The sequence below is a fragment of the Candidatus Fukatsuia endosymbiont of Tuberolachnus salignus genome (assembly GCF_964030845.1).
GTDB lineage: Bacteria > Pseudomonadota > Gammaproteobacteria > Enterobacterales > Enterobacteriaceae > Fukatsuia > Fukatsuia symbiotica.
In genome coordinates, this window is sequence record NZ_OZ034983.1 from 2,232,999 (window position 1) to 2,258,023 (window position 25,025).

The window sequence follows — 25,025 nt, forward strand, 5'->3', positions numbered from 1 at the left end:
ATGTAAAAAGATAACCAGATGGTCAAGCACTAGTTAAGTGTCAACAGGTCCTGATGCTGTTTAACCCTAATAAAAATTTAAAATAGCAAAGATTGTGTTCTAATCTTAAAGAAATGTTATTAATTAATCTTTAATCTACTTAATAAGAATTAAGAATAAGCATGAAGGTTTCTTTATAGCTACAGCCAGTAAAAAATACTCGCTGATATAATACCTGGTCAAAATATAATATTTATATTATGACCAGGTTCTGTCCCTAAATAGGGCCGTCACGTAATAAAAAATATATTATCATGCAGCAAATAACGACTACTGTTGAGATGATTCGGGAATGAATTTAGCCCATCGCCGCCACGATATATCCGATCCTGTTTGGAGCCGATTGGAACCTCATCTCCCTGGAAGAAAAGGCACCTGGTGCGGTATAGCTCGAGATAATCGGCAATTTATTAATGCGGTGTTTTGGATAGTACGATTTATCAGCACAGCAGATTTAATGTTGCAACTTAGCATAGCAAAGAAACAAGAACACTTAGAGGCTTACCTGAAACGCAGTATTTTGTCGCCAAAGCTGTTCGTGATTGGTGAAATTGGTTATCTCCCGTTTGGACGGGCAGAGGCTAATCTGTTTTTCAACGTCATAGCAAAACGCTATGAACAAGGACGCGTGATGGTGACAAGTAATTTGCCTTTTTCACAGTGCTCAACGGCCTTTGCAGACGATCAAACGTTAACGGCTGCTTTACTCGATAGGTTACTGCACCATGCACACATAGTCCAAATCAGCGGTAACAGCTACCGATTAAAAGGAAAAAAACAGCAGGAATTGTACCTGTCACCGATCTAGAAAAGCACTGATTTTTGGATAAAAAATACTCAAGATGTGTCAATTTTATATTGCCGTTTTTACCACGTTAGTGGGTCAAAATTCGATTGCTGTTGATAAGCATTGATTAACGAGCAAAACGGTAGCTAAGGGGGCGTATTTCAAATGCTACCTTTTAAGAATGCTTACGGATGAATTCACCATCGGCATTTCAAATGCGTATGGCACTAACACCGTAACCCAACGTTATCTTCTCGATTATTTATTGGACCAAACAGACCTGGGTAATGTATGCCTGCAGGCCCGCAATTTGCTGCGTGACTATTTCAATGCCTTTTCGGAGACGGAAATAATCGTTGATAACGGCGTCGTCAAGTCGGGCACCGGTAGCATCATCCAGGCGGGTGGCCGTGGGGGTGGCGGGCAATGTTTGACAGCGGGCAGCGAGCTGCATCCGACGCTTGCCAGCAAGAACATCACGTTTAAGGGCAGTAAGCTGAGTTTTTGCATCGGCTAATTCCTGAGTGTGTTTGCTATCGAGCACCGCTATTTGTTGGTGTTGTCTCTGCGTTGTTTGGAGAGTGACCAAGAGATTATCTCGCTCATCACTTACCGTTTTAATGACGCTGTCTTTTTTTGCTGATTCAGCGTGATAATAAAGCGCCGCGAGACTCACGAGCAGAATGAGGTTTATAAGAATAAGAAATAAGCGATTAAACATTTAATCCCCAACACGTAAGCTCACTTTCTTGCTCTCGTCTAATCGGTTGACCTGAACAGTTATTCGCACGGATACGACAACCTTTACCGCCATCGAATATCCAGCGCTTAATTTCTGCACAGGCACTGCAGTAGTCATCAACACTCAATTTTCGATAGAAGGTCGACGAGACCTACGATGCGAGTTGTTTCCCCCCTTTTTTAATTTCACTAACTCAATGATCTTTCAGGGAAAACACTTCAGCATAATATAATCATTTTTACTTCAATCTCCCACCGGTACTACTTCTTCGTCGTCGTAATTCATAATTCAGTCCTTAATTTGTCGGAGTATGATCATTATCATGAACTCAAATTAGGATGCTGGGCAAGATGAGCAGATCCTTAAAATTTGATAGCACTGTATCACGCTGGCGTGCCTGCTCTCCAGGGTGTTCTCATGAATGTTTTTTGTTCGTCATACAAGCGTCAACAGCGACTTTATACATATTGTTGAGATTATAAGTGCCCTATTCATTAATACGAAATAATGTTATGGCTGAACGACATAATAATGATTATGCACTATATTGAGAGAATAAGGCGTCAAGGCTGCAATTTAAGTTCCTTCTTTTGCTTTTGGCTTGTGCCCATTGATGTTCAATGGGATTGAGGTCTCACTTTTACCCACAATTTTTGTTATTAAGAATAATGAACAATCTCACATTTTCTTGCAGGATCTCATACCCTCGCCAAAGCGACATGATTCCCGGTAAACCCTCGGCACGTCGGTTAAGAAATCCTCCCAATTGACCCAGCCATGTTATTGCCTGAAGCACTGTGGGGGTTTGCCATTCTATCTTTGACAACACATCGGTGCAGGTAGCCTCAGGACACAACTCTGCCATTTTGGTCATATGCATCAGTTTGAAGGCGATAATGCTTTTGAGTGTGATCATTTTCGTTAATTGGGTTGCCGTATTTAAACGACATTGTTCAACACAACATCCTGATTTCAGTGTTTTGAAGAACTCTTCTATCTTCCATCTCAGTCTATACCCATTCGACAGGCGCTACTCCTTCTGGAGGAGGCTGTTCTTTAACACTGATGGCAGATACGTGAACCTTTTCATGGATATGCCGTGAAGCGTCTTTATTGGTAGGCCCATAAACTAGATTATTTCTAATGGGGAGCCAGCCTGAAATGGAGCGAATATCCACATAAGCCGTTCTTGCTACCCTTTGCTGATTTTTGGGCAGGGTGAGTGCTATGGTTTTTAAAATCGGCGTCTTTGACAAGGCGGTTTGCACCGTTGTTTTTTTTCCCTTTTCATCGATAAATTTTCTGTCTTTCCGGTTGCGGATAATAAAAAATGTTTTTAGTGAGCTTGCAACCCGAAAAAGTTCGAAAATATCCGCTTCTCTGTCTCCCAGCGTGATTAAGCAGGTATCTTTGGGTATCAGCGCCGCTGTCTCGTAGAGGGTCTCTATCCACTTAATACTTTCTTTTTCTTTCATTGTCGATTGATAAAGCCGCCGCTGTTTTTCCTGAGGGGTTTCCTCTCGGGAAACACGTGACCCGCATTTAAGCGAGGATAACCCAAGCGGCAAGCCCTCCTGAGTTACCATCAAACTTGCATGAAGCATCAACCCCATTTTATGTTTGTGATAGGCTTGAGATAGACTTCCCAACCCCTCTCTTTTTATGTGAGTCAAAGTTCAACTCTGATGTGTCCTGAAGAGAAAAAACCAGTGAATGCCCCTCCAGACGTTTTTGTGTTTACACACAATGTGTACGGAATAGCGCGCTCTCGCTCACTCTCTCATTGCTAAAAAATCGATAAGCTCCTTTGGCCTGTGACCAGGAGCCATGACAGCTTGGGTAAATTGAACCTGACGCTTTTGATGATAATAAGCCCGCTGTTTCAAAAAAACGCTCTTTAAGGCGTTTATCTCCGAAATCAATTTGATGAAATTCTTCCCGGATCCACTCATTTCCATTACCCGTTACTGTTTTCATGTGCCTGTTTCCTGATTTAACTATTGACTCTACCAATAATCCAATTTCACCTGAATCATTTTTCATTCAACTTTGTGGGTAAAAGTGAGACCTCAATCCCATTGAACATAAATGGGCACAAGCCAAAAGCAAAAGAAGGGACTTAAATTGCAGCCTTGACGCCTTATTCTCTCAATATAGTGCATAATCATTATTATGTCGTTCAGCCATATCAGTCAGTACAAAAAATCATCTTAACGTACAATATTTTCCGTTTCCCAAACGGAGCCCTATTTGCACGATATCAAATTAATGAAACACCATCTCAAATCTCATAGAAAGACGCTTAAAGAGATCAGTCAGGGTTGGAGGACAATCAATTAATCATGGGTGATATTTATCCTTTTTTAACAAGGTTAACGAACTATTTATTCGCAATTTGATGGTGGCTGAATTACCCTTTTTTACGTCAGATACCGTCTTGCCCATCATGATGCAAGTGCTATTTTTGTATCGAATGGGATGCCTGATTTCAGCACACCATACGCCAGTTGGAGTAATTTGCGCATTGCTGCACAGACGCCCATTTTACCCCCTTTATGGCGTGATACGAGTCGTTGCCACTGTGCTTTCACTATCGGATTACAAGAAAGGGCAGCCAGAGCGGGCATATACAACGCTTTCCTGAGCTCGGTATGACCCCGTTTTGATAGGCGGCTCCGTCCTTTAAATAAACCTGATTCACAAAGTTTTGGGTTAAGCCCGGCATAGGCCACCACTGCCTTACTGTTAGTGAATTTTGACACATTACCCACATACGCCAGCAAACTGGCACTTAGTATTTCACCGATACCAGGAATACTCTCCAGCAACGCTTTATTTTTCTTTAAGTCAGGATCGTTATCGATATGGTTTTTTATTTTTTCTTTGGTGGCCTGGATTTGTTGTTTAAGTGCAGAAATGATTTCAAGCAGTGAGGATTGAACGACATCGTCAGCCACTGATTGCCGATTTTCTTGCATTTGCCTCATTTCCTCTAAACTCTTTAGATGGCGTACTAGCGCGGTTAATTGACGTTCGCTCAAGGGAGGAGGAGTCCAGAGGACAGGTGTATGCAGTGCGCAGTAGCGCACTATCATTTTTGCATCCCCCTGATCCGTCTTGTTCCGACTCAGTTCACTCTCACCAAAGGCATGAATACGTGATGGGTTTTCTAGGCTGACGTCAATGCCATTATCAACTAAGAACATAGCCAGTGGAACACTGTAACTCCCTGTGGCTTCGAGACAAATATGACAATCCCCGTAAGGGATAAGCCATTTCAGTAGTTGGCTAAATCCAGAGGGGGTATTCGGGAATGCTTTTGTTTTATACTTTTTTCTCTCTACCCACACTGCAACATCGAATTTTAATTTGGCAACATCAATACCCACTGCGGTCTTGTCCATGGCTGATTCTCCCATGAAAAACAGATAATTAAATGATCGCCCCGACCTTCCTTATAAATACGTGCTCTTAGCACAAGATACCGTTCGGTCTTACAGGCGACGATAAATATGTCACCGGGGTTTTATCTGACTGCACAAGCTTTAAGCCTAAGGGCGCAAACAAACTCTCCGGTGACATCCCAATGATCAGTTGGGGATCATCAACCTTTGAAAGTTAATAATCAAGATATAAGGGCGGAAGTCGTTTCAATAACAGACAACGAACAAGGTCCCGTTGTGATCCTGAAAATGCCGGCCCTTTCCGAAGAGGAGAAAAACGGGTTACAACGCAATTTTCTTATTCAGTACAATGGGCAAACGATTTATGGGCGGCCTGTTTACCAATTTCCAAACGGCTCTGATTTATCTTTTCTGGATCACTCTCCCCTTGCCGAAACTCCTGTTATCCCGGTAACACAAATAACTACACAGCTAAAATTAGAGAACGTCTTAAAACCGCAATATACAGAAATTATCCAGCGCAGAATTGTCAATAAAATGCTGCCTTTTTTTGCCAATCCGCTCGAGGCCGTCGCAGCACTGGCTCGTTTCATGCCTTCAGATCCAGCACTATCAACGCTGAAACAACGGATACAGGCAGGGGAAATACCTGACTATTTGCTAAGAAAAATACACCTCAAGATTGAACATGCTATAAGAGAAGCGATTTTATCAAGAGTAGATAAAGATCGATTCGTGGGGATGTTAACGGAACACTATCCTGATTATGATCAACATGATGAGCCTTGGAATGAAGAACGGATAGAGCAACGGGCAACAGATATCGCTATTACTGAACAATTAAGGGGATTGTTCAATAACCTGTTAACAGAGCCGCCAGTGCCTCTTGTTATTGAGCTACAAGGGGATAGGTGGGTGGCTAACCGGGCCTTTTGCCAGGCAGATGTGGGCCACACCGTTAACCTTCCCAACAGAAGTGAAGCCCATTTTGTTGCTACAATAATCGAGTGGGAAGGTGACTTTGTGCTCTGCAGTAATGGTCCAATGTCTGCAATCACTGAAAGCTATATTTATACGTCCTTTTCCAATAAAAAATACGCTTACAATCATCCTAGCTTCTTCCGCACAACCTTGCCAGGCCCAATGCTTGTTGATGCATCCTACACTCTAGCGGTACAGATTAAACAACAGTTGCCACTTGATACTATTTTAAACAATGTGGATAGATACCAGCGTCTTAGAGCAAGTGTTATGCGCAATATTCATCTACGCCCGACAAACGATGCTGACATAATCAGTCGGCTTGTCAGCCTTTTTCCTTCTGTGCCAGAGTTGTCAGAAAAACTCGAAATGTCAATACGCTTCATGGACCAGCAACAGAAAGAAGATCTCATCACACAGATTGAAAATAGTATCAGGGAAAGAATTTTACCCCGATTAACTCAATCATTATTAGACAATAGCGTATGTCAACATATCATTCAGGCAGATAAACCTGAAAGGGTATGGGATGATGAATTCTTTGCACAAAAAACGAATGAAATTATAAACACATTATTCACCCAGGCATTCGATGAACCGCTGATTCCCCTTCATGTAGAGAAATTGGCGGCAGGAGAAGGCTGGCAAATAAATCGTCCTTTGACTCAACAGGACATTGGGCACATGGTTGCCGTACCTGATGGTGCAGGAAGAATATACTTTGCCCGTATAGCATTTGAAAATAACAGTTTCATGTTAAAAGCATCGGGCATTTCCCAAAAATGGTCCCTGCAAGCCCAAGGGCCAGTTCTACCTCCTGCTCAAGTACTTAACACGGTAATCAATTCAGATCAGCCTCCCTCGTATAACGTAAAAGTTCCCTTTTCAAGGGTCCACTATTCTCTAACCGAGAGGCCAACTACGCAAAGTGCAACAATAGAAAAAATAGAAGAAGATGTAACCTTTACCGTTCACGAAGGCAAGACCGCACGTACAGTAACGGCCAGAGTCTTGGCCATCGGATCAGAAGAAAATCCATTGGTAGAACTGGAGATACGGGGACAACTCTCCGAAGCAGAACGCGCGAGCTTACCACGCAATACTATGATGTTGCGTGAGGGGAAAAAAATCTATGGACGCCCAATTTACCAACTTGCAGACGGTAGCCGTTTATCTTTCCAGGATAATCTGCCACCGACAAAAATAGCGGAACAGTTCATTCCGTTAAATAAGCTCAAGGCAACGATCGACGATACTTTTCAACGATTACAGCTGCAAAGAAAATCCGCGGCAGTTTTAGCCCGTTTGCGTTCAGTACTTGAGTTTAACGTCATCCGGATGGTCCAGGCTCCCCCAGACAGTGATGTAGCAGCAATCAATATGCTGGTAGGCATGTTACCGGATGATATACACGCATCCATACTCGATAAATTAAGGGAGTTAACCTACTTTTCTCTACAAGAAAAGAACCAGCTGAAGGACAGCCTTACTAGCGTAATCAGAGATAAAATTTTACCCAGGCTAACTCAGGAGTTATTAACACGGACACTGGATGACTATTTCCTAAATCTTGAAACAACGCACTTCACTCCGACAGAAGACGTCTTCATTCGGCAAGAGTCGGCTAAAATTGTTAGAAAATTATTCACAGAAGCCGTGCAGGAACCACTGATTGCTCTCCGTATAGAACGAAAAAGGCAGGGTTTACACGCCAATCGGAATTTTTCTCAAGAAGACGTTGGTCAGATGGTGGCATTGCCTACATCGGATGGAAACAGCCAATTGGCGCAGATAGTATACGAAAATAATGAATTGGGTTTAAAAGTCTCTGGTTTCGGGCAGAATAGTGATACTCAATTCTGGCGACTTATCCATGTCAGTGGACCTATAGACAAGACCTACTTCGTCCAGACAGGAGAGATTAGGCAATCAGCCGTGGTAGAGAGGGCAACACCTGGAGAGTTAAAAGAAAGTATCAGAGAGTCTCTACGGTTAGGTACTCTTTTACGGAGTGCTTACACCCGTCGTCTCAAATTGAGCATTATCGAACACATTGAAAAGCTTTCGCAGCCTTCAGTAAATACCACCTCAGCCATGGAGAAACTGATCTGGCTAATCACACCTAACTTACAGGTATTAGCATTACAGGCGTTAGTCAATTCAGGAAATATACCTGCTGATCTAGACGAACAACTAAAATCAGTAGTTGATGATTTTATCAGCAATCTCATCCCACAGAGGTTAACTCAACGTACAGAAAATGCACTGAATGAAATCATAAACCAGCTTCCTCTTGATTATGCTCAATATAACGGTCCGCCGGAACACTATTTTAATCTACAGGCGAGGGCAATTATTCAACAATCACTCCTTACATCATTGAGTGAGTCTATGCTACCTCTTCGTATCGAATTGCAAGAAGGCCGTTTAATGGTAAATCGGCGTTTTATTCAGCAGGATAACGGTAGCATGGTTGCCGTACCAATAGGCGCTGGCAGGCGGGTATTTGCACGTGTAGATGCTCAACCTGATGGACGTTTCGAATTAAAAATATCAGGCGTCATGCGCTTACATATAGAATCATCCAGTCTCAGTGTCCAGGCCCCTTTGTCAAACAATCCCTATCTGATATCGATAAGGCGCGGCGGGATAGAGGGAGCTGTCAGGCAAGGGGCCGTGTTCAGCATGGAATTGCTGGATAATACGGCTATAACCGCTACTGTTATTTCACTTGGAGATCAGGAAAATTCATGCGTACTGCTGACAATACCTGTTCTCTCTGAGGATAGAAAAAGGCTATTACAACGCAATGTTCGTGTTTTAGAAAATAATTTAGAAACCTATAAGGGGGTACGTTACCAATTTGCGGACGGTACCGAGCTATCTTTCCCCTATCCGGTTACTGCTGTGGAAACAGCGGTGCCTGTTAATCCGGGCCCACATTTGCTGAAAGAACAAATATCAGGACATCTCGCCGTCTTTGTCCAGGAATTGATAAACCGTGTTGAACTTGGCACTTTAGTCGCCCTTGGCCTCATCCGGCAAAATGAAGTTGCTGAAGGAGGACAGGCAATCGATAACGCACACTCAGACAGTATAGCTCCCGCTGTTGTTTTCCCCTTTAGTCATGCCGTTGATGCAGATGAAATTGCGGTGGTGAACCCGAATGATGAGGAGGTTATGAGGGCAGCCGGTCAATGGTTAAGAGAGGATCAAGCGCGGAGATATCTCGTCGATATTAATGGTGATATCTATTCACCCAATGGAAATAAGCTTGAATCGGCAAGTGCAGCAACTACTCGGGAAGCGTTGAGAGCAAAGATGGCTTCCTTACCCCCTGGGCAGCAGGTGCGGGTACTGTTTTTGGGTACAAAACAGGTATTTTCATCAGAAATACAATGGAATAACCAATCCCTGGCTGATACCAGGGAGATGATTAGCCATTTTATTCATCAACATTTAAACGGTGTTGAGAGGGTAAATCTCCACGTTATATTAGGTCAGATTATTGTTATCGAGGATCTTGATGCAAATAATGAACCTTTACCACGCCGGAGTGAAGTCACTATTGATTATCTGGCGCCATTGAGTGCATCACCTACAGGCAATATCGTTGACAACCTTCTTGTTGTGCCACCTGGCGCGCCAGGATCAACAGGCTTGCCTGGTGGAGCACCAACGCAATTGGCGCTATTGGTCCAAAGAATTCAGGATATCGACCCCTCTTACTCAACTGCTGCAGCGGTAGCATTCCTCAGGCAATTTAATTTTCCTGCAATGACCAGACTCAATGACTACCAGACGTTGCTAAACGGTATTCAGAGCTATGGTTACAGTCTTGCGTCAATCAGGCCTGGACAACCAGATAGTCAGAAGTACCATTCTCTAACCAGGGTGGAATTTGGCACTATTGTGGTCCCCCCCATGAACAGGCGCTGCCTCCAGCCCCTCCAGTTGCTATACCACAGCTCCCTACAGCATCAGCAGGTAATTATCAGGAAAGTGGTTATTGGCCGAAAAATATTTACGGGTGGCCATTTACAGAAGACGAGAGACAATCACTCGAAACACTTAAAAGATTACATCCAGAGAAGGATAAAAAAAGCATTGAAATGTTATGGGGTAGCTACAATATGTCGGGTGAACTGCGCCAGCGGTTCATATCTGCATTGATTAGTACTGGCCAGGTTCCTGTGTGGGCAGAATATCATCGGGTGGCTTCGATGAATCCCAATAATCTCAATAGATTCGATAACATAACAGCTGTCACAACGCCTATTCTTACTTCTCTTCAGAAGAGTGTAGGAGGGCATCCTAGCAGCCACCACAGCGCCATTTATCATTTTAGCCCTGAATTTCTTCGCGCCTATACTCAAATCCTCGGTTATCAACGTAATAGAGAAAACGCGCTGTTTAGAACGGATATCAGCGGAGTATTTCGTGGCGATCACCGCACACCCGATGAATTGGCAAGCCACGGAAAAATGATAGCATTTAGTAGTGGACACACAGAACAGCATACTACCGATATAACATTGTGCACCAGTACTGCCTATGGCGATGCGTATAAATATGGTCGTGAAAATACAGGATCAGCAGAGCATTTCCACTATGGTTACCAGGACGACGATGAGTATTATAGTTTTGATTCCGGGGATGAGAGTGACGATGATGAATCTGGTGCATTACGGCGAAGACAAAAAGATGGATTCGTTTATTTAATCGACACACGAGGCATGGAGGCGGTGCCAATAGCAGATAATCAGGTCCTCAATCCAGATAATGCAACAGTAGGCGGCATGACAGTATCAGCTGAAATACACGTTTCTGTTCCTCGTACCGGCCTTCCTTCTAATCGCATATGGTTAGTTAACGGTGATGGTACAAAAGCGGTCAAAATTGATGATCTACGTGAACATTTCCATGAAGAACTTTCATCGCTAGAGACGCAAACTTTTGCCGGCATTAATTCAGACGCCTACAACTATTTATTTATTAAAGCTGAAAATAAGGGATTGCTTGTACTGGATCTCAGTGAAATCACCCCATTTAATGCCCTGAAGAATATTCGTCACTATGAACACAGGCACTACCCTGCTCTTGATCAGAACCTACGTGCCTCTCCTTCCCATATCCCACCCGCCGGTCATGTTTTGTATGCATATGAAATTGCGGTGGTGAATCCAGATGATGAGAATGCCATGATTGCAGCGGGTCAATGGTTAAGAGAGGATCAAACACGTAGACACCTCGTCGATATTAATGGCGTTATCTATTCACCTAATGGAAATCCGCTTGAACTGGCAAGTTCAGAACTCGTACGGCGAGCGTTTAGGCAGCAAATAGCTTCCTTGCCAACGGATCAACACGCACAGGTGCTGTTTATCCGTGATAAATCAAGCTTTTCATCAAACATACAATGGAATGGCCAAACATTGCCTGATACCCAGCAAAAAATAGGCCGTTTTATTCATCAATATTTAGCCGGTGTTAATCCGGTAAATCTCCGGGTTACATTAGATTACATGACTGTTATCAACGATCTTGATGCAAACAACGAACCGTTACCTCGCCGGAGTGAAGTTACTATTGATTACATGGCACCATTGAGTCTATCACCTGAAGGCCATACCGTTGTTGCCCCTCTGGTTATGCAACTTGGCACGTCAAGGCCAACAGGCTTGTTCGGTGGTAATGCAGCGTTCAATGAGTCGCTACGTCCTGTCGATTCTGCTGATCTCCCGAGAGCCAGAAACCATTTAACCTTTCGCCTGTGGCAGGTACTCGAATTAATGGATGCATTGCATGCTAATCGTCGGCAGCTTAGCACACTGGATGCAGAGGAAAGTCGAAACCTGACTGATTTCTTTCATCGTCGGGATGGTTCGCTGAATCAAGAGGCAATCGCAAAAGCCCTGAGTCAGCCGCGGGTTTATCAGCTCTGGCGTAATAATGTCGTACAACTGTTACAATTACGAGGTGTCCATACACAGTTGGCGGGTTTAAGCGGCCAGCGGGCGCTGACGCGCAGCCAAAACTGGAGCGAGCAACAGGTCAGTGCCATCACCGACTGGAAAACGTTTGAAGCACAATGGCCTGATGTGAGGGTTGATCTTGCGCCACAAGCACTGTTTCTCGGTGATAAGAGCCGCTATGCGAGAACATTTTCCACTGCGCTGGGACTCGGTTTGTTGGCTGCCGATCAACAGGGCGCCCCTGCTGTTGCAAACTATTTAACCGGGCTGACTACCCACGCCCGGTTGAATGAAGAAGCCGTCGAAGGTCAACAGTCCGATTATGACCGCCGCCAGGTGCGGCAATTACGGCAGCTATTTGATGATTTGCGCATGCTCCCTGAGGCGCATCCCACTATTTTTAGCCGTCAAAGCTTACCCGCAACCTATACTGAATTGGCAGTGGGCCATTATCTATTAAAGGTCAACCAGCAGGTACTGGCACTCTCTGTCAAAGAAAATGGCCACTTTTCTCTCTATCGTCCCCGTGTCGGGCTGATGCAGATTAATGGCGCGGAGGCTAATGAAAACCGCCAGGCGCTAGTGGCTGCCTTGCGAACCCAGCTGAATACCTCTACGGAAGTGAGCCTGTATAAAGTGGACATAGCGTCCGCTCGCCGTCAATTCTCTGCACTAGCATCCTTACAACGGCTGCTGGGCGATTATCAAACCGACGGGCAACGACTGTCACGGGCTCCGGATATCACCCTGAGTCAAGTCACCTTACCGGTAAAACTGTTGCGTCGAATGGGTGCCCAGATAGACGGTAAATCTTTTTCTATCGATCATCTCGAACGACTGACCCCCACCGCCTTAGCTGAAAAGCTGCGTTTTGATGCCAAAAAATTGTCACGTTATTTGCACCAGGCTGATTACAGTCAGGCTGACGTGCAACAGGCGGTGTGTTTTCTACGCCAGCAACTCCCCTCCCAAGGCAGTATGGCCAGCCTGCTGGTGGACAGCAACAATACTGCCGCCAGGGACAGTGCACTGGCACAGCTGGAGATTATTGGCCGTCAGGTGATCTTCAAACCTCAGCCGGTGGCGCCAATACCGGATAGGGCGGGTAGCCGGGTACCTACACTGAGACTGGAGGTTGCCCCGACATTAGGTGCTGCACTTAAAAACGTACCGATAGATCTTACAGGTACGGGCCTACAGCGCTTTACCGGCCGGGCAGGTAACACAATGCAGGGCTACGCTTATCTGCGTGCGCTCAGTGATATTGCCAGGTACGACAAGTTGTTAGAAAGTAAGGAGCTGACAGCTGAGCAGCGGGCCGCACTGACCTTTGAAAAAGATCTCGCGATAGCCTCTTTTACCTCGAACATTGTGATTGATCTGACACAGGCAGGCCTCAGCCAGTGGGGCAGTCGTCTGACGCAATTGGGAGTGCGCTCCGGCTTTAAACTGCAGCTGGCGCGTTTTGGCGGGCCGTTGCTCGGGGCATTATCCAGTGGCTTTGATTTCTACCAGGTTCTCCGTTCGTTTAGTCAATTGGCGGTCACCACCGATCCACAACAACGGCAGGATTTAATCGTCGCCGGTTCATTATCGTTAGCGGGGGCGGTGATCAGCATTAGTGTGCCCATCGCTTTTGCTATCGGTGGCACGGCAGCCAGTATCGCCGGTCCCGTTGGGCTAGCCTTCGGTGCCGTCCTGCTGATGGTGGGAGGAATTTATTCTGCGATGCGGGAAGTGGAAGAGATTAAAAAAGTGGTCAATCTGAGCGGTTGGGAGAGGTTCCTCGCCGGCAGCCGTGCTTTCTTCGGGCAACAACAATCGACGTGGATCCAAAATAACCTGGCACACCATGCAACAGAAGAGGCTGCCAGAATCGCCCTCGCTGCTCAACAGGAACAGACCGCGAAAATGCGCTTACGCGCCAACATCACTATTGACACTCTCTATCAGAGTAAAGGAAAGCTGAAGATAAAAGAGAATCAGTATACAAAAATAGTGGCCACCGACATCGCCGGCCACGAGCATCTTATCGAGGACGGGATCTTGCCTGCCGACAATACACCGGACAGGCGACAGGATGCAGTGAACGCCTGGCTGTCGAAATATCAGCACGGCAACCACTCGCTGCACCTACTGCCTGGGAGCGTAAAAATGAAGAATTCCGCTCTCTTCTATTACACCCCTGAACTGGAGGAAACTGACGATGTCATTGATCTTAATAATAAGACCGAGCCCCTCCCGGCAACGGCACTTAAAAAAGGATTTATTGGTGCGCAGCTGCCAACAGGCACTTTTTCGACCGGTGAAAAGGTACTTACAACGCGCTTGAATCCCTTACAGAATGACTACCGCACGATCGCTATCGATATTGACGGCGATGGTCATACTGAGATGGGCTATTTTTCTCAGGAAAGTGGTTTCCATTTTGTAAAATATACGGTTAAAGATGGCTATAGTGCGCCACAGCATATCACCAGCATCCCCCCGCTCATCGAATGGTCGACACTACGCACGGGGGTCGGAGATATCAACGGTGATGGTTGGGACGATCTGGTTGTCAGTGGTGACAATCAGGCTCCACTACAGATTTATGTGGCCAATAAAGACAGTACCTTTAGCCATCGCGAACAGACATCAGGCATGAAGCTGTCGCGTTTGGATGATACGCCCTGGGTCTTGGCGGACGTTGATAAAGATGGCCGGAAAGATTTGGTCTCCTTTACCCGCGGGGTTCCTCTCCGTCAGGGTAGCAGATCGGGTGATGTCAACCTTCATTATGGTCAGGCGGGGGGCACGTTCGAGGCGGCAACTTCCGTGTCACTAGCGACGCTATCACCGCGTCCTGCTTCCGTTGTTAACTATCTTCATAGTATTAGCGGTGACATTAATGGTGACGGCAATGACGATATTGTCTCTATGACCCAAACCGGCGCCCTATACATATTGGCGGGCAGCGGAGACAGAGTGGCCCCTTTTATCGCTAAAGCGGTGCAACACCATAGCGGGCTCGCCGCGCTGCTGCGTACAAAAGATTTTAACAGTAGGCAAATACAGCTGCGTGATACCAATGATGATGGGCAGGCGGATTTGCTGGTGATACAAGATGATGGCCGCTATACGATCGCAGAGGGGCAGGCCGACGGCACCTTTGGGGAGGAGCGAGAGGCGGCGCGCCAGAACCTGTTCGCGCCACGGGGTGAATATCAACTCGTGGATATGATAGAAGAAAACGGTGAAAAACAGTTCAGGTCACTCGGTACCACAGGTGAAATCGTCCACACACCGTTCCACCGCCCGTCGGAAGCTGAGTCGGTCAACAAGGTGAGTCTAGGCGGGGGTAACGATACGGCCATCGGTGAGTTGACGAAGAAAAATGACTTCGACATAGGCCAAGGCACGAAAAAATTTACCGGGGGTCACCTGGCCGACAGGTTTCTGTTGTTGGGTCAAGCGGCGCCTACCATGCCGAGTCTGCTCGATGGAGGAAGTGAACTTGCGGATAAAAGCGATACCTTAGTGGCAGCAGGCAGACAGGTTGATAACAAAAGTTATCTGCTGGCACTCAACATTGGCCTCGCGGCTTATTACAGTAAAAGTCAGCGTCAGGAAATCATTGAACGATTAGATAGCATTGCTCAATTAAATGGAGAGGCCCAGCAAGCGGCGATTGCACAGTTAAAAGCATTACCCTATGTTGAAGAGGTCGCGCAGTTAAACAATATTGAAAATGCTTACGGACAGAGTGAAATCGAGGTGCTGCTGAGGGGAGATGACGGCAATAATACGCTCGGTTTAGGACGAGGTTATGCCGCCGGAGGTAAAGGAACTGACGTCTACGCTATTCTGCGTCATCGGGGAAACGAAGCGGCCAGTGTGGTACTCAGCGAGCAGGTGAGTGAGCAGGAAGATAGTCATGTATTCCTGGATTATGATGCAGAAGAGATAGCGGATATTTCGCATTTTGGCCAGGATGTGAAGCTGCGCCTACGTAACGATACTGGCCAATACACTGAATTGTATTTAAAAAACATGTATCGCCTGAGTACGGATACACAGCACAAAACACGACAACATCAGTATATACTCTATACCCGTGACGGAGTATGCATCACCGGCTGGCCAACCACCGTATTCCGCAACAGCAATCGCGACTGGCCACGGCAGCTCAATTTGACTGCGCAGTATATTCCTGACTATGACCAAAGTCGAAGAGTTGCGCTGAACGCGGCGCAGCCAGGATCGGTAGAGGTTGAACTTATTAGCCCAAGCCGTGAGAGTGAAAAACAGATTAAGGTCAGCATTAACGGTAAGCATGATAGCCCGACCGTGATACCTCACTTCCTACAACTGGCGTATGTCGGGACAAAATTTAGCACCAGGCTGCAGGGGGATCGCCACGACAACAGGTTATCCACTACGCTTTTGTCGGGAGATACAGAGAATAACAGGTTATGGCATTCTTCTAGCAGCGATAGGCTAAAAGGCAATGGGGGGATGGATCAGTACCTCATTGGCCCAGGATCTCGTCATATTGTGATTGATAATCAGGACGACGGTAGTACCAACGGAGGTGAAATTGCGTCAGATAACCTGATAGTACCGTGGCTGTTAAAAGAGATCCGGCTGGAAGAGGAGGGTAACGATATAATACTCACCCACAGAGACGCACCCGCCTTGCATCCGACTATCCGCATCAGCAATTTTAAGCAGTCTGGGCAATACCGCCATCTTTGGGTACAGGCAAAAGATAGCGCTGTTGCCGAATTGTGCTTTGACGCTAGCAACCGGATCTCACTTGGCCAGCAGATAGTCACCACAGAAGGGAACGATTATATTATGGTCCTGCATGAAACCACCTTGCGGGATAACAGCGTGGTATTAGGTGCTGGCGACGATATTTTCCTTGATGCCAGTGATGGGGGGTATCAGATTAACGGTGGTCAAGGAGATGATTATTTGCAAGGCGGTGCAGGCGCTGATGTGTATCAGTATGCCGCGGGGGATGGGCATGATCTTGTGCGGGACAGCGGCGGATATGACAAACTCGTTTTTGCCGCGGGGATCAGCAAAGAGGAATTAAGATTTGAGAGAAATCATACTGATTTAAAAATAGCGGTAGGGGAAAGGGGTAGTGTGACACTAAAAGGACATTTTGCGTCTACTGAAAATAAGATCGAAATGATCACAGCGGGCCAATACCAAGTGGATGTGAGTCTGCTGAATGAGGCGATGGCAAGTTTTGATGCACAAGCCGGGAGTGCCACGCAGGCCATTCATTCCACACCGATATCAGTGACCCCACGTTGGCTCCTACTACCAAACCAGGCAGCCTTAGTTTGACGTTAGTGCATGGAGGTGTAAAGGTGTTGTTGTAGAATGTGTTGCGGTTTCTTTAGGCAGTCGAATTTGTCTTTAAGCCAACGCCAGTAATGATTTGCACAAAGATAGCCCCATTTATTAAAATCCAGCATTTATGGATTGAATAAGTGGGGTTTTGTAGTATAAAAACATGGACTTCTATGGTAACGTTCTGGTCAAGTAATTTTGGACACAAATTCAGGTGTAAAAGTTTGAATTTAATCTGACATTTCAATATATTTAATATGAAATGAAAGCGTGTTAGAAATGAATCAAACAGCAAAAATAATCAAACCGAAACTCGGCTTACTTGACCTGGCAAAACAGCTGTGTAATGTTCAGTCAGCGTGTAAAGTCATGGGCTACAGCGTAACGTATTAATTTTGATTACAATGTATAGCTAAATTATTTAACAGGGAGTTAGCGATGAGCCACTCTGTCGATTTTCGCCGTAAAGTTCTGGGTATTCGAGAGCAAGAAAACTTGAGTATCAGAGAGACCGCTAAACGCTTCCACATTGGTTCAGCTTCCGTTACTCGCTGGCTCAGTCGTATCGAGGTTAAAGCTTCTTCCCCCCGTCGGCGTAAGCTTGATAAAGTGGCGTTAGCTGAAGATGTTGCACTTTATCCCGATGCTTACCAACGGGAACGGGCGGCGCGCTTTCAGGTGTGCCAGAAAGCCATTTGGCAGGCACTGAAAAACCTGGGTGTCACCTATAAAAAAAACCCTGCGTCATCCCAAGGCAGACGAAGAGACACGGCGTGCCTTCCAGGACACGATAGCCTGCTATAAAAAGCAGGGAAAACCGGTCGTTTATCTGGATGAAAGCGGTTTCGCACACGATAGGCCACGAACCCACGGTTATGCTGCACGAGGTCAACGCTGTTGGGGTACCCAGGATTGACAGGCTAAGGGCCGAACAAATGTCATTGGCGCGTTACTGGGAACCGTCCTGATGGCGGGCGGATTATTTTTTTGTTCCATTAACAGTGATGTTTTTTACGCTTGGGTTACCCAGCGCCTTTTGCCTACTCTTCCTCCTCATTGTGTCATCGTGATGGATAACACCAGTTTCCACAAACGTCTCGACATTCAGCAGGCTATCAGTAAAACCGGGCATCGGATTGAATATCTCACTCCCTACTCACCTGCTCTCAATCCCATTGAACATAAATGGGCACAAGCCAAAAGCAAAAGAAGGGACTTAAATTGCAGCCTTGACGCCTTATTCTCTCAATATAGTGCATAATCATTATTATGTCGTTCAGCCATATGTGGTGGTCGCCCAACTCTCCCCTGAATTTACCGCCCGCGTAGTCGATCGTTGGCAGCAACTGGAAGAGAAAGCGGCCTACTCGTTTTTACCGGTCGATTATTTATCAGCCTTGAAAACATTAACGCAAGAGGTTGAGCGACGCCAACGGCTAGAAAACCCGTTAGCACGGGCTGCCCCTAAGATAGATTTCGCCGACCGTGTGAGCGAAGCCAGTGGCATTCTGGTGGGCAATTTTGCCAAGCTGATGGGCCTTCGTCCCAACAAATTGTTTGTTTGGTTACGCAAAAATCACGTGCTAATGGGTATTCCTTCTCGCAGAAATGTGCCTCGACAGGAGTACCTGGAGCGGGACTATTTCACCTTCAGAGAAACGCCCATCGAGACGGAGCACGGGATGAAAATCACCTTCACCCCGCTACTGACCGGCAAGGGCCAAGCGTGGCTAACAAAAAAGCTATGTGAAGCAGGCTTATTGAAAACGATCACAAACGCGGCATAGGGAATAGACAATGAGTATGAAATTAATGACACACGCCATGAGTATCAAAGTGGGGAATCCGCTGAGAAAACTGATTTTACTCAAATTGGCTGATAATGCCAACGACCAAGGCGAATGCTGGCCGTCAGTGCCCTATATCGCTCATCAGTGTGAAATGACAGATCGCTCGGTACAAAAACATCTTCACCAGTTGGCAGTAGACGGCTTGCTGTGGATTGAATATCGTAAAAATGAGCAGGGCGTGAATAAATCGAATGTTTATCATTTGACGTTAAACAATGCCCCAAAAGTGAAGGGTGAAAATAAGTCACCCGGGGAGGATACAGGTTCACCTCCTGGTGAATCAAGAACGCTGGGTGGAGTATCTGGCACACGGGGTAGCGCATCTGGAACACCAGGAAGGGGTGAATCAGGAACACCCAGAATCAGTCATTCTTTTGAACCAGTCATAGAACCTGTCATAGAACCTAACACCCCAACTGCGAGCAAAATTTGTGCAATCAAAGTCGATGAGTGTCCTGCCAAGCGAGAAGACCCCATCCCCCACCCTGACTGTTTTCCTGCTCAGCGTAATTCCCCTCACGTTGACACTCAGACCAGCCTAGCGAGCCGTTACGCCTTCGAAGGGAAGATAATCCGCCTGACCCCGCAAGATTTCGACAGCTGGCAAACGCTATTCCCGCATTTGGACTTGGTCTACGAGCTGACACGATTGGATTTAGAGTTTCGTCACGACACGCCTAAAAGCTGGTTTTGCACCGCCAGTCAGAAACTGAATTACCAGAACAAACGGGCAGTGGATGGCACCACCTTCAAACGGGTTTCTGGCGACCGCTTCGCCAAAAAAGACTACGGCACCACGGTATTTCCGGCGTGGATGGAAGGGTAATGTGATGAATGTCATTGAAAAAATAGAAAATTCGCGTCAGCAGCAAGACCTCACTTTTCTTGAAGACCGGTTGAAAAGTGCCCGTGCCCCGCTGAAGGAAATAGCAGGGGTTCGGGTTGATGTAGCAGAGGTCCTCTGCCCACAACACGGGGCTTTTGAACAACGCTGTCGAACCCTGCAGGGCTTTGCCAACGTGCAACAGAAAACGGACTGTCCGGCGTGTTTACACGAAAAAATCACCGTATTGAAAAAGAATATCGCCTCAGACCAGCAGCGAAATCAGGCCCAATTGATTAAAAATTTGCTGAGCCAGACGGGTATCCCTGCGCGCTTTACCACTGCCAGTTTTGAGTCTTATCAGCCGATTAATGCTGAATCCTTGCGTTGCCAGAAGGTATGCCAGGCCTATGCACAAAAATGGCATGAGCGTTTAGCGCAAGGCGGTGGGTTGGTGATGTGCGGCAAACCCGGGACAGGAAAAAATCATCTGGCGGTTGCGATTGCTAAACACATCATTACGACACACCACGCCTCGGTTGTTCTGACATCCGCGCTACGTATTACTCGAGAGGTCAAGAGCACCTGGGCGAAAGACGCCACCCAAACCGAATCCGAGGTGATTAAGCACTACACCGGTGTCGACATGTTGATTATCGATGAAATCGGTGTGCAGTTTGGCAGTGAGGCCGAAAAGCTGATTTTATTTGAAATCATCAACACCCGCTATGAAAACATGAAACCGACGCTGCTGCTGAGCAATTTGCCGAAAGAAGACTTAACGACTTACCTCGGTGAGCGAGTACTGGACAGAATGAACGAAGGTGGCGGTTGTACTTTGGCGTTTACCTGGGAGAGCTATCGGGTCAGGACGGCATAACACATCAACCGGCGCCAGTAGAGACAGATGAAACATGAATGAATATCGAATAGTGCTGCCTTACCCGCCGACAGTGAATACCTATTGGCGACATGCCAGAGGCCGACATTACATCAGCAAACAGGGCAGGCAGTACCGTACCGAGGTTATTGCGTTAATTGCACGTAAGGGGCTTACCCTGTGCCTAAAAAGCAAACTTCGTGTCAAGGTACGAGTTCATGTCCCATACCGCAGGAAACGCGATTTAGATAATCTGCTAAAGGCACCGTTGGATGCCTTGGTACACGCGGGCATGATTGCCGATGACAGTGTGATTGATGACCTGCACATCATTCGGGGTGAACAGGTGCAAGGCGGCAGGAGGGAGATAATCATAACGGAACAGGAGGCAGCATGAACGTCACACAACTTAGGCTCAATAATGAGCAGTATCACTGGGTTAACAGCTGGCTGGAACGCTGGGGAGCCTGGGTATACAGCGGTCGATTGGAGAAGCCACAGAGTAGCCTCATCGCCCACTGTATGGCGACAAAAAAGCAGCAAGAAAATCCTACCAGGCCAATGTGTAATGATGATGACGGGTTGTTGATTTCTCGGGTGGTGGATACGGTGATACCGGTGGATAACCAGGCTTTTGGCATCCTGCTCAGTTACTACGTACAACGCCTTTCCCGTTATTCGATAGCGGTTTATAGCCAGAAAGCCGCTATACCGCGCAATATCAGCACACGAGGGGGCAACCGATTTAAAACCCCCTCACTGGCTACCTGCCGTAGGGAAATTGATCAAATACTCGAAGAAAGTCTGTATCTACTCCATCCTTCCCTCGAACAGGCATTTAAAAGTCGTAAACGTGTCGATAAAATTAAAAAAGTGGCGTAATGCTATTGACTGAAAAGAGCAAATGAGCAATGATTGCAGGGTACCCTGCCGTGTCTGTACATTGATAACGAACAACCGTAAAACCCTGACCTTCGCTGTCGGGGTTTTTGTTTTTGAATTAATAGGGTATTCCCTCATCGAAACGGTAATAAATGAAGCGGGAAGAACGTAAGATTAACGCATTCTGCCAGTATAACCACAGTCGTATAATTGATAATGCTCATTTAGATCTCAAAAAAATATTCACACTCTCGCTCTACTATACATGACCTTATTGCATTTTAATTTTAGCTAAACAGTTATCCATTTATTAGATGGGTCTTGAGCGATAATATGTATTCCATACTCAGAAGCATGTTCACATAATCCTTCTATCGTTTGAAAATCGTGAAGCTTTTCAAGCGGTGTTGCCACGATATTTACTACTTTTAATTCTGGATTACAAGACTTTAATACTTCATAGTAAGAGATGAGCCGGACTTCCTGTAGTTGTAATGCTACCCGTAATTCGCTTGATATTGCAGGTATTTCTAGCTCGGGAATGTCGGAGATATTCAGATATCCTATTCCCTGCGGTAATATAAGTGGTGCTTGGGAAAGGGAAGTTCCGGATAGGTAAAGTTCTCTTACTTTTATTGGACAAACAGCGTAAAATTGACCATCGATTTGAATCTTATCTTCCTCCTCATTCGGTTCCTCTAAATTACCCAAATCTCTCTTATGATAACAAAGACGGGTATCAAACACAGGCAATTGGTTGTTAGATAAATCAAGTTTTTGTAGCTTATCTTGAAGAATCACTGGTGTATCAGTTAGATTTAATCCTGACAGATCCAGTATGAGCTCATTATATCTTGCAGAGTGTACAATCTTGACCATTGCATTATCTATTGATTCATACTCACCATTATATGTTCTTCTTTCCTGATACTGCTTCATTCGGGAATCTGGGACTACCCAGTCTAAAAGACGATGCGCCTTAGCCGAGCGGTACTCTGAAGCTTGACCTTCTTTTAACCAATCTATAAGCAAATTAACACTATCACAACGGGTTTCAAAACTAACTTCTGAGTCACATTTCAACCAAAAGAGACATTTTGTTTTCACTTGCTCTAAGGAGGAATCCGTTGGGGTTTTCCCCACCATTATCAAAAATTTATCGCCAATTTCTTTATACCTATCCGCTGGTGTACGAGTATTGGTGCCTGGAATGTGATTTGAATAGGTTGCAGAGGTAACAATAGAGGGCATGTTGTATCCTTTTTAGAATTATTTCATTTACTCACCGGGGGGTTGTTACATCAACAGGACAGGTTCTGACGATAAACTTGAAAAAAATATTCCAATGGCAACTGAGAAAGTATATTGAAAATCGCCATTCTAAAGGTAGCTAACGAGTGTAATCGAATGTAACGATTGACTTCTTCATGTTTGCCTCCCCTCACTGCCCATCACTTTTATCCACGAGGGTTTAGGGTGCGACACTATTTCTATGACACCCCCCCGACCCCTAGCGGGAAACGGTATCCCCACTCAGAGACGAGAATGAGCATGGAAAAACTGACCACCGGCGTTGCCTATGGTGCTTCCGCCGGTAGCATCCTGAATGGTTTGCTAAACAGCTACAGCCCGGAACAATGGAACGCCATTGGTGTACTGGCTGGCGTCTCTCTGGCGGTACTGACCTATCTGACCAATCTGTATTTCAAGATTAAAGAAGACCGGCGTAAGAGCGCAACAAGCCAATGAGCAAGCTAAGCAAACCCATGCTGGGACTGATTTTGGCAGGGACGACAGCGACCGCCATTCTTGCACAATTTCTGCATGAAAAAGAAGGCAATCGGCTGACAGCTTACCGAGACGGCGCTAACGTGTGGACAATTTGCAGCGGTGCGACACGAGTTGATGACAAGCCGGTAATGCAAGGCCTGCAACTCAGTGCAGAGAAATGCGAGCAAGTTAACAAATTTGAGGTAGATAACGCGATTGCCTGGGTAGAACGTCATGTTCAGGTACCGTTAACCGATACCCAGAAAGCCGGTATTGCTTCGTTTTGTCCGTATAACATCGGTGTAGGCAAATGCTTCTCGTCGACTTTTTATCGAAAATTGAATGCCGGTGACTACCTCGGTGCTTGTACTGAAATTAAACGTTGGCTATTTGACGGCGGTAAAGATTGCCGCATTCGAGCCAATAACTGTGCGGGTCAAGTAATAAGACGCGCGCAAGAAAGTGAACTCACCTGTTGGGGACTCGATGTTTAATTGCTTATTTTTTATCCTGATGAGTCTCATTCTGCTCGTCAGTCTGGTGGCGGTTTATTATCACACTGAATCAGCAAAAAAAGACAGCGTCATCAAAACAATAAGGGATGAGCGCGATAACCTCTTTATCACGCTCCAAACAAGGCAAAAGCAATACCAACAAATAGCCGTGCTCGATAACAAACACACCCAGGAATTAACCGATGCAAAAACTCAGCTCGCTGCCCTTGAACATGATGTTCTTGTTGGCAAGCGTCGGGTGCAGCTCGCTGCCCGCTGTGAAACATTGCCCGCCACCCCCACGGCCACCCGCTTGGATGATGCTGCCGGTGCCCGACTTGACGACGCCGTTGTCAACGATTATTTCCGTCTCCGAAAAGGCATTGAAATAGTCACGCAGCAAATTGCAGGCTTGCAGGCGTACGTTACCCAAGTCTGTTTGGCGCAATAAATAATCGAAAAGATGAAATTGGGTGTATGTAGACTCAGGGTGTGCAGTGCCATGCGCATTTGAAATGCGACCCTTGGGAGTCTTCGTCACTTTCGGATTTAAAATCCGTAAATTAAATAGAGGTAAGTTGTCTTCATTATGAAGACAACTGCTCGCTTTAATGTTGAGGAGGCGGATTGCATTGATATTTCGATGAACTTACCCTGCTCAATTTTTAATAAATTGATTTTATGGATAATGTTCAGAATGCAAAATCACACTCTGGAATAAAATCCACCAGTTAGCACTGCCACACGCTGTTTCTTCCTATTCATTTTATTCACTTTTATCGACATAACGCGACGACATGTCGATCGCATCAACACAGGAGCACCCTATGTACACCATCAAAGTTAATTTCGGCAACGGTCAAGGTGAAGTTGGCTATCCGAGCGCCCATTGGGGCTGGAACCGCAATGCTCAACGCCTTGATATCGCCTCCAACGGTATCAGTGATGCCATTCATCTTGCCCCCTCAGATACTGCCTTTGTGCTGAACGCCGCAGGCCAGACGGTAGCGACCTATACCCATCTCGATAAATCCCCCTAACCCAAGGAA

19 protein-coding genes and 3 pseudogenes are annotated in these 25,025 nt (G+C 46.1%); 14 read left to right on the top strand and 8 right to left on the bottom strand.

Going from position 1 to position 25,025, the window contains the following annotated elements; all coding sequences use genetic code 11:
• Positions 1–472: 472 nt before the first annotated feature.
• Positions 473–858: pseudogene (locus tag AAHH42_RS10935) on the top strand (ATP-binding protein); the annotation flags it as partial.
• 230 nt (positions 859–1,088) lie between these two features.
• Here the strand turns inward: AAHH42_RS10935 and AAHH42_RS10940 are convergent.
• The 7 genes and pseudogenes from AAHH42_RS10940 to AAHH42_RS10965 form a co-directional block, all read right to left on the bottom strand.
• Positions 1,089–1,547, bottom strand: coding sequence for a lysis protein (locus tag AAHH42_RS10940; RefSeq protein WP_342221116.1), 459 nt, complete (start codon positions 1,545–1,547; stop codon positions 1,089–1,091).
• Positions 1,540–1,716, bottom strand: a pseudogene (locus tag AAHH42_RS10945) (lysozyme); the annotation flags it as partial. The gene AAHH42_RS10940 and the pseudogene AAHH42_RS10945, both read right to left, overlap by 8 nt.
• Before the next feature lie 492 nt (positions 1,717–2,208).
• Positions 2,209–2,484, bottom strand: a complete 276-nt coding sequence (locus AAHH42_RS10950) for a hypothetical protein (RefSeq protein ID WP_342221117.1) — start codon at positions 2,482–2,484, stop codon at positions 2,209–2,211.
• Between the two features lie 33 nt (positions 2,485–2,517).
• Positions 2,518–2,595: pseudogene (locus tag AAHH42_RS14865) on the bottom strand (hypothetical protein); the annotation flags it as partial.
• Positions 2,579–3,241: a hypothetical protein gene (locus tag AAHH42_RS10955; protein WP_342221118.1), complete on the bottom strand. Its 663-nt coding sequence runs from the start codon at positions 3,239–3,241 to the stop codon at positions 2,579–2,581. The gene AAHH42_RS10955 and the pseudogene AAHH42_RS14865, both read right to left, overlap by 17 nt.
• A 64-nt stretch (positions 3,242–3,305) precedes the next feature.
• Positions 3,306–3,611, bottom strand: coding sequence for an IS4/Tn5 family transposase DNA-binding protein (locus AAHH42_RS10960; RefSeq protein ID WP_342221119.1), 306 nt, complete (start codon positions 3,609–3,611; stop codon positions 3,306–3,308).
• Between the two features lie 401 nt (positions 3,612–4,012).
• Complete coding sequence (locus AAHH42_RS10965; RefSeq protein WP_342221038.1) at positions 4,013–4,987, bottom strand: IS110 family transposase; 975 nt, start codon at positions 4,985–4,987, stop codon at positions 4,013–4,015.
• A gap of 192 nt (positions 4,988–5,179) precedes the next feature.
• On the opposite strand from AAHH42_RS10965, the gene AAHH42_RS10970 reads away from it, so the two are divergent.
• From AAHH42_RS10970 to AAHH42_RS11010, 9 genes are all read left to right on the top strand, one after another.
• Positions 5,180–10,126, top strand: a complete 4,947-nt coding sequence (locus AAHH42_RS10970) for a hypothetical protein (RefSeq protein ID WP_342221120.1) — start codon at positions 5,180–5,182, stop codon at positions 10,124–10,126.
• On the top strand, positions 10,087–17,271 hold the full coding sequence (locus AAHH42_RS10975; protein WP_342221121.1) for an FG-GAP-like repeat-containing protein: 7,185 nt from the start codon (positions 10,087–10,089) through the stop codon (positions 17,269–17,271). The genes AAHH42_RS10970 and AAHH42_RS10975 overlap by 40 nt, the downstream gene beginning before the upstream one ends.
• Before the next feature lie 444 nt (positions 17,272–17,715).
• The gene (locus tag AAHH42_RS10980) at positions 17,716–18,081 is read left to right on the top strand and encodes an IS630 transposase-related protein (protein ID WP_323586042.1); all 366 of its coding nucleotides are present in this window, start codon (positions 17,716–17,718) and stop codon (positions 18,079–18,081) included.
• 163 nt (positions 18,082–18,244) lie between these two features.
• On the top strand, positions 18,245–18,538 hold the full coding sequence (locus AAHH42_RS10985; RefSeq protein ID WP_342221122.1) for a transposase: 294 nt from the start codon (positions 18,245–18,247) through the stop codon (positions 18,536–18,538).
• On the top strand, positions 18,507–19,064 hold the full coding sequence (locus AAHH42_RS10990; protein ID WP_342221123.1) for a phage antirepressor KilAC domain-containing protein: 558 nt from the start codon (positions 18,507–18,509) through the stop codon (positions 19,062–19,064). The genes AAHH42_RS10985 and AAHH42_RS10990 overlap by 32 nt, the downstream gene beginning before the upstream one ends.
• Positions 19,065–19,074: 10 nt before the next feature.
• Complete coding sequence (locus AAHH42_RS10995) at positions 19,075–19,953, top strand: helix-turn-helix domain-containing protein (protein WP_119797011.1); 879 nt, start codon at positions 19,075–19,077, stop codon at positions 19,951–19,953.
• Positions 19,865–20,830: an ATP-binding protein gene (locus tag AAHH42_RS11000; RefSeq protein WP_342221124.1), complete on the top strand. Its 966-nt coding sequence runs from the start codon at positions 19,865–19,867 to the stop codon at positions 20,828–20,830. Before AAHH42_RS10995 ends, AAHH42_RS11000 begins: the two co-directional genes overlap by 89 nt.
• 34 nt (positions 20,831–20,864) lie before the next feature.
• Complete coding sequence (locus AAHH42_RS11005; RefSeq protein ID WP_342221125.1) at positions 20,865–21,227, top strand: RusA family crossover junction endodeoxyribonuclease; 363 nt, start codon at positions 20,865–20,867, stop codon at positions 21,225–21,227.
• The gene (locus AAHH42_RS11010) at positions 21,224–21,712 is read left to right on the top strand and encodes an antiterminator Q family protein (RefSeq protein WP_342221126.1); all 489 of its coding nucleotides are present in this window, start codon (positions 21,224–21,226) and stop codon (positions 21,710–21,712) included. Before AAHH42_RS11005 ends, AAHH42_RS11010 begins: the two co-directional genes overlap by 4 nt.
• 291 nt (positions 21,713–22,003) lie before the next feature.
• On the opposite strand, the gene AAHH42_RS11015 is transcribed toward AAHH42_RS11010, so the two are convergent.
• A complete protein-coding gene (locus tag AAHH42_RS11015) occupies positions 22,004–22,963 on the bottom strand; it encodes a hypothetical protein (RefSeq protein WP_342221127.1) in 960 nt (319 codons plus the stop codon).
• A gap of 294 nt (positions 22,964–23,257) precedes the next feature.
• Between AAHH42_RS11015 and AAHH42_RS11020 the strand changes: the two genes are divergently transcribed.
• The 4 genes from AAHH42_RS11020 to AAHH42_RS11035 all read left to right on the top strand — a co-directional run bounded on the left by AAHH42_RS11020 (position 23,258) and on the right by AAHH42_RS11035 (position 25,016).
• The gene (locus AAHH42_RS11020) at positions 23,258–23,461 is read left to right on the top strand and encodes a class II holin family protein (protein WP_342221128.1); all 204 of its coding nucleotides are present in this window, start codon (positions 23,258–23,260) and stop codon (positions 23,459–23,461) included.
• Complete coding sequence (locus AAHH42_RS11025) at positions 23,458–23,976, top strand: lysozyme (RefSeq protein ID WP_342221129.1); 519 nt, start codon at positions 23,458–23,460, stop codon at positions 23,974–23,976. The genes AAHH42_RS11020 and AAHH42_RS11025 overlap by 4 nt, the downstream gene beginning before the upstream one ends.
• Complete coding sequence (locus tag AAHH42_RS11030) at positions 23,969–24,427, top strand: lysis protein (RefSeq protein WP_342221130.1); 459 nt, start codon at positions 23,969–23,971, stop codon at positions 24,425–24,427. The genes AAHH42_RS11025 and AAHH42_RS11030 overlap by 8 nt, the downstream gene beginning before the upstream one ends.
• A gap of 376 nt (positions 24,428–24,803) precedes the next feature.
• Complete coding sequence (locus AAHH42_RS11035; RefSeq protein ID WP_342221131.1) at positions 24,804–25,016, top strand: hypothetical protein; 213 nt, start codon at positions 24,804–24,806, stop codon at positions 25,014–25,016.
• Positions 25,017–25,025 lie beyond the last annotated feature (9 nt).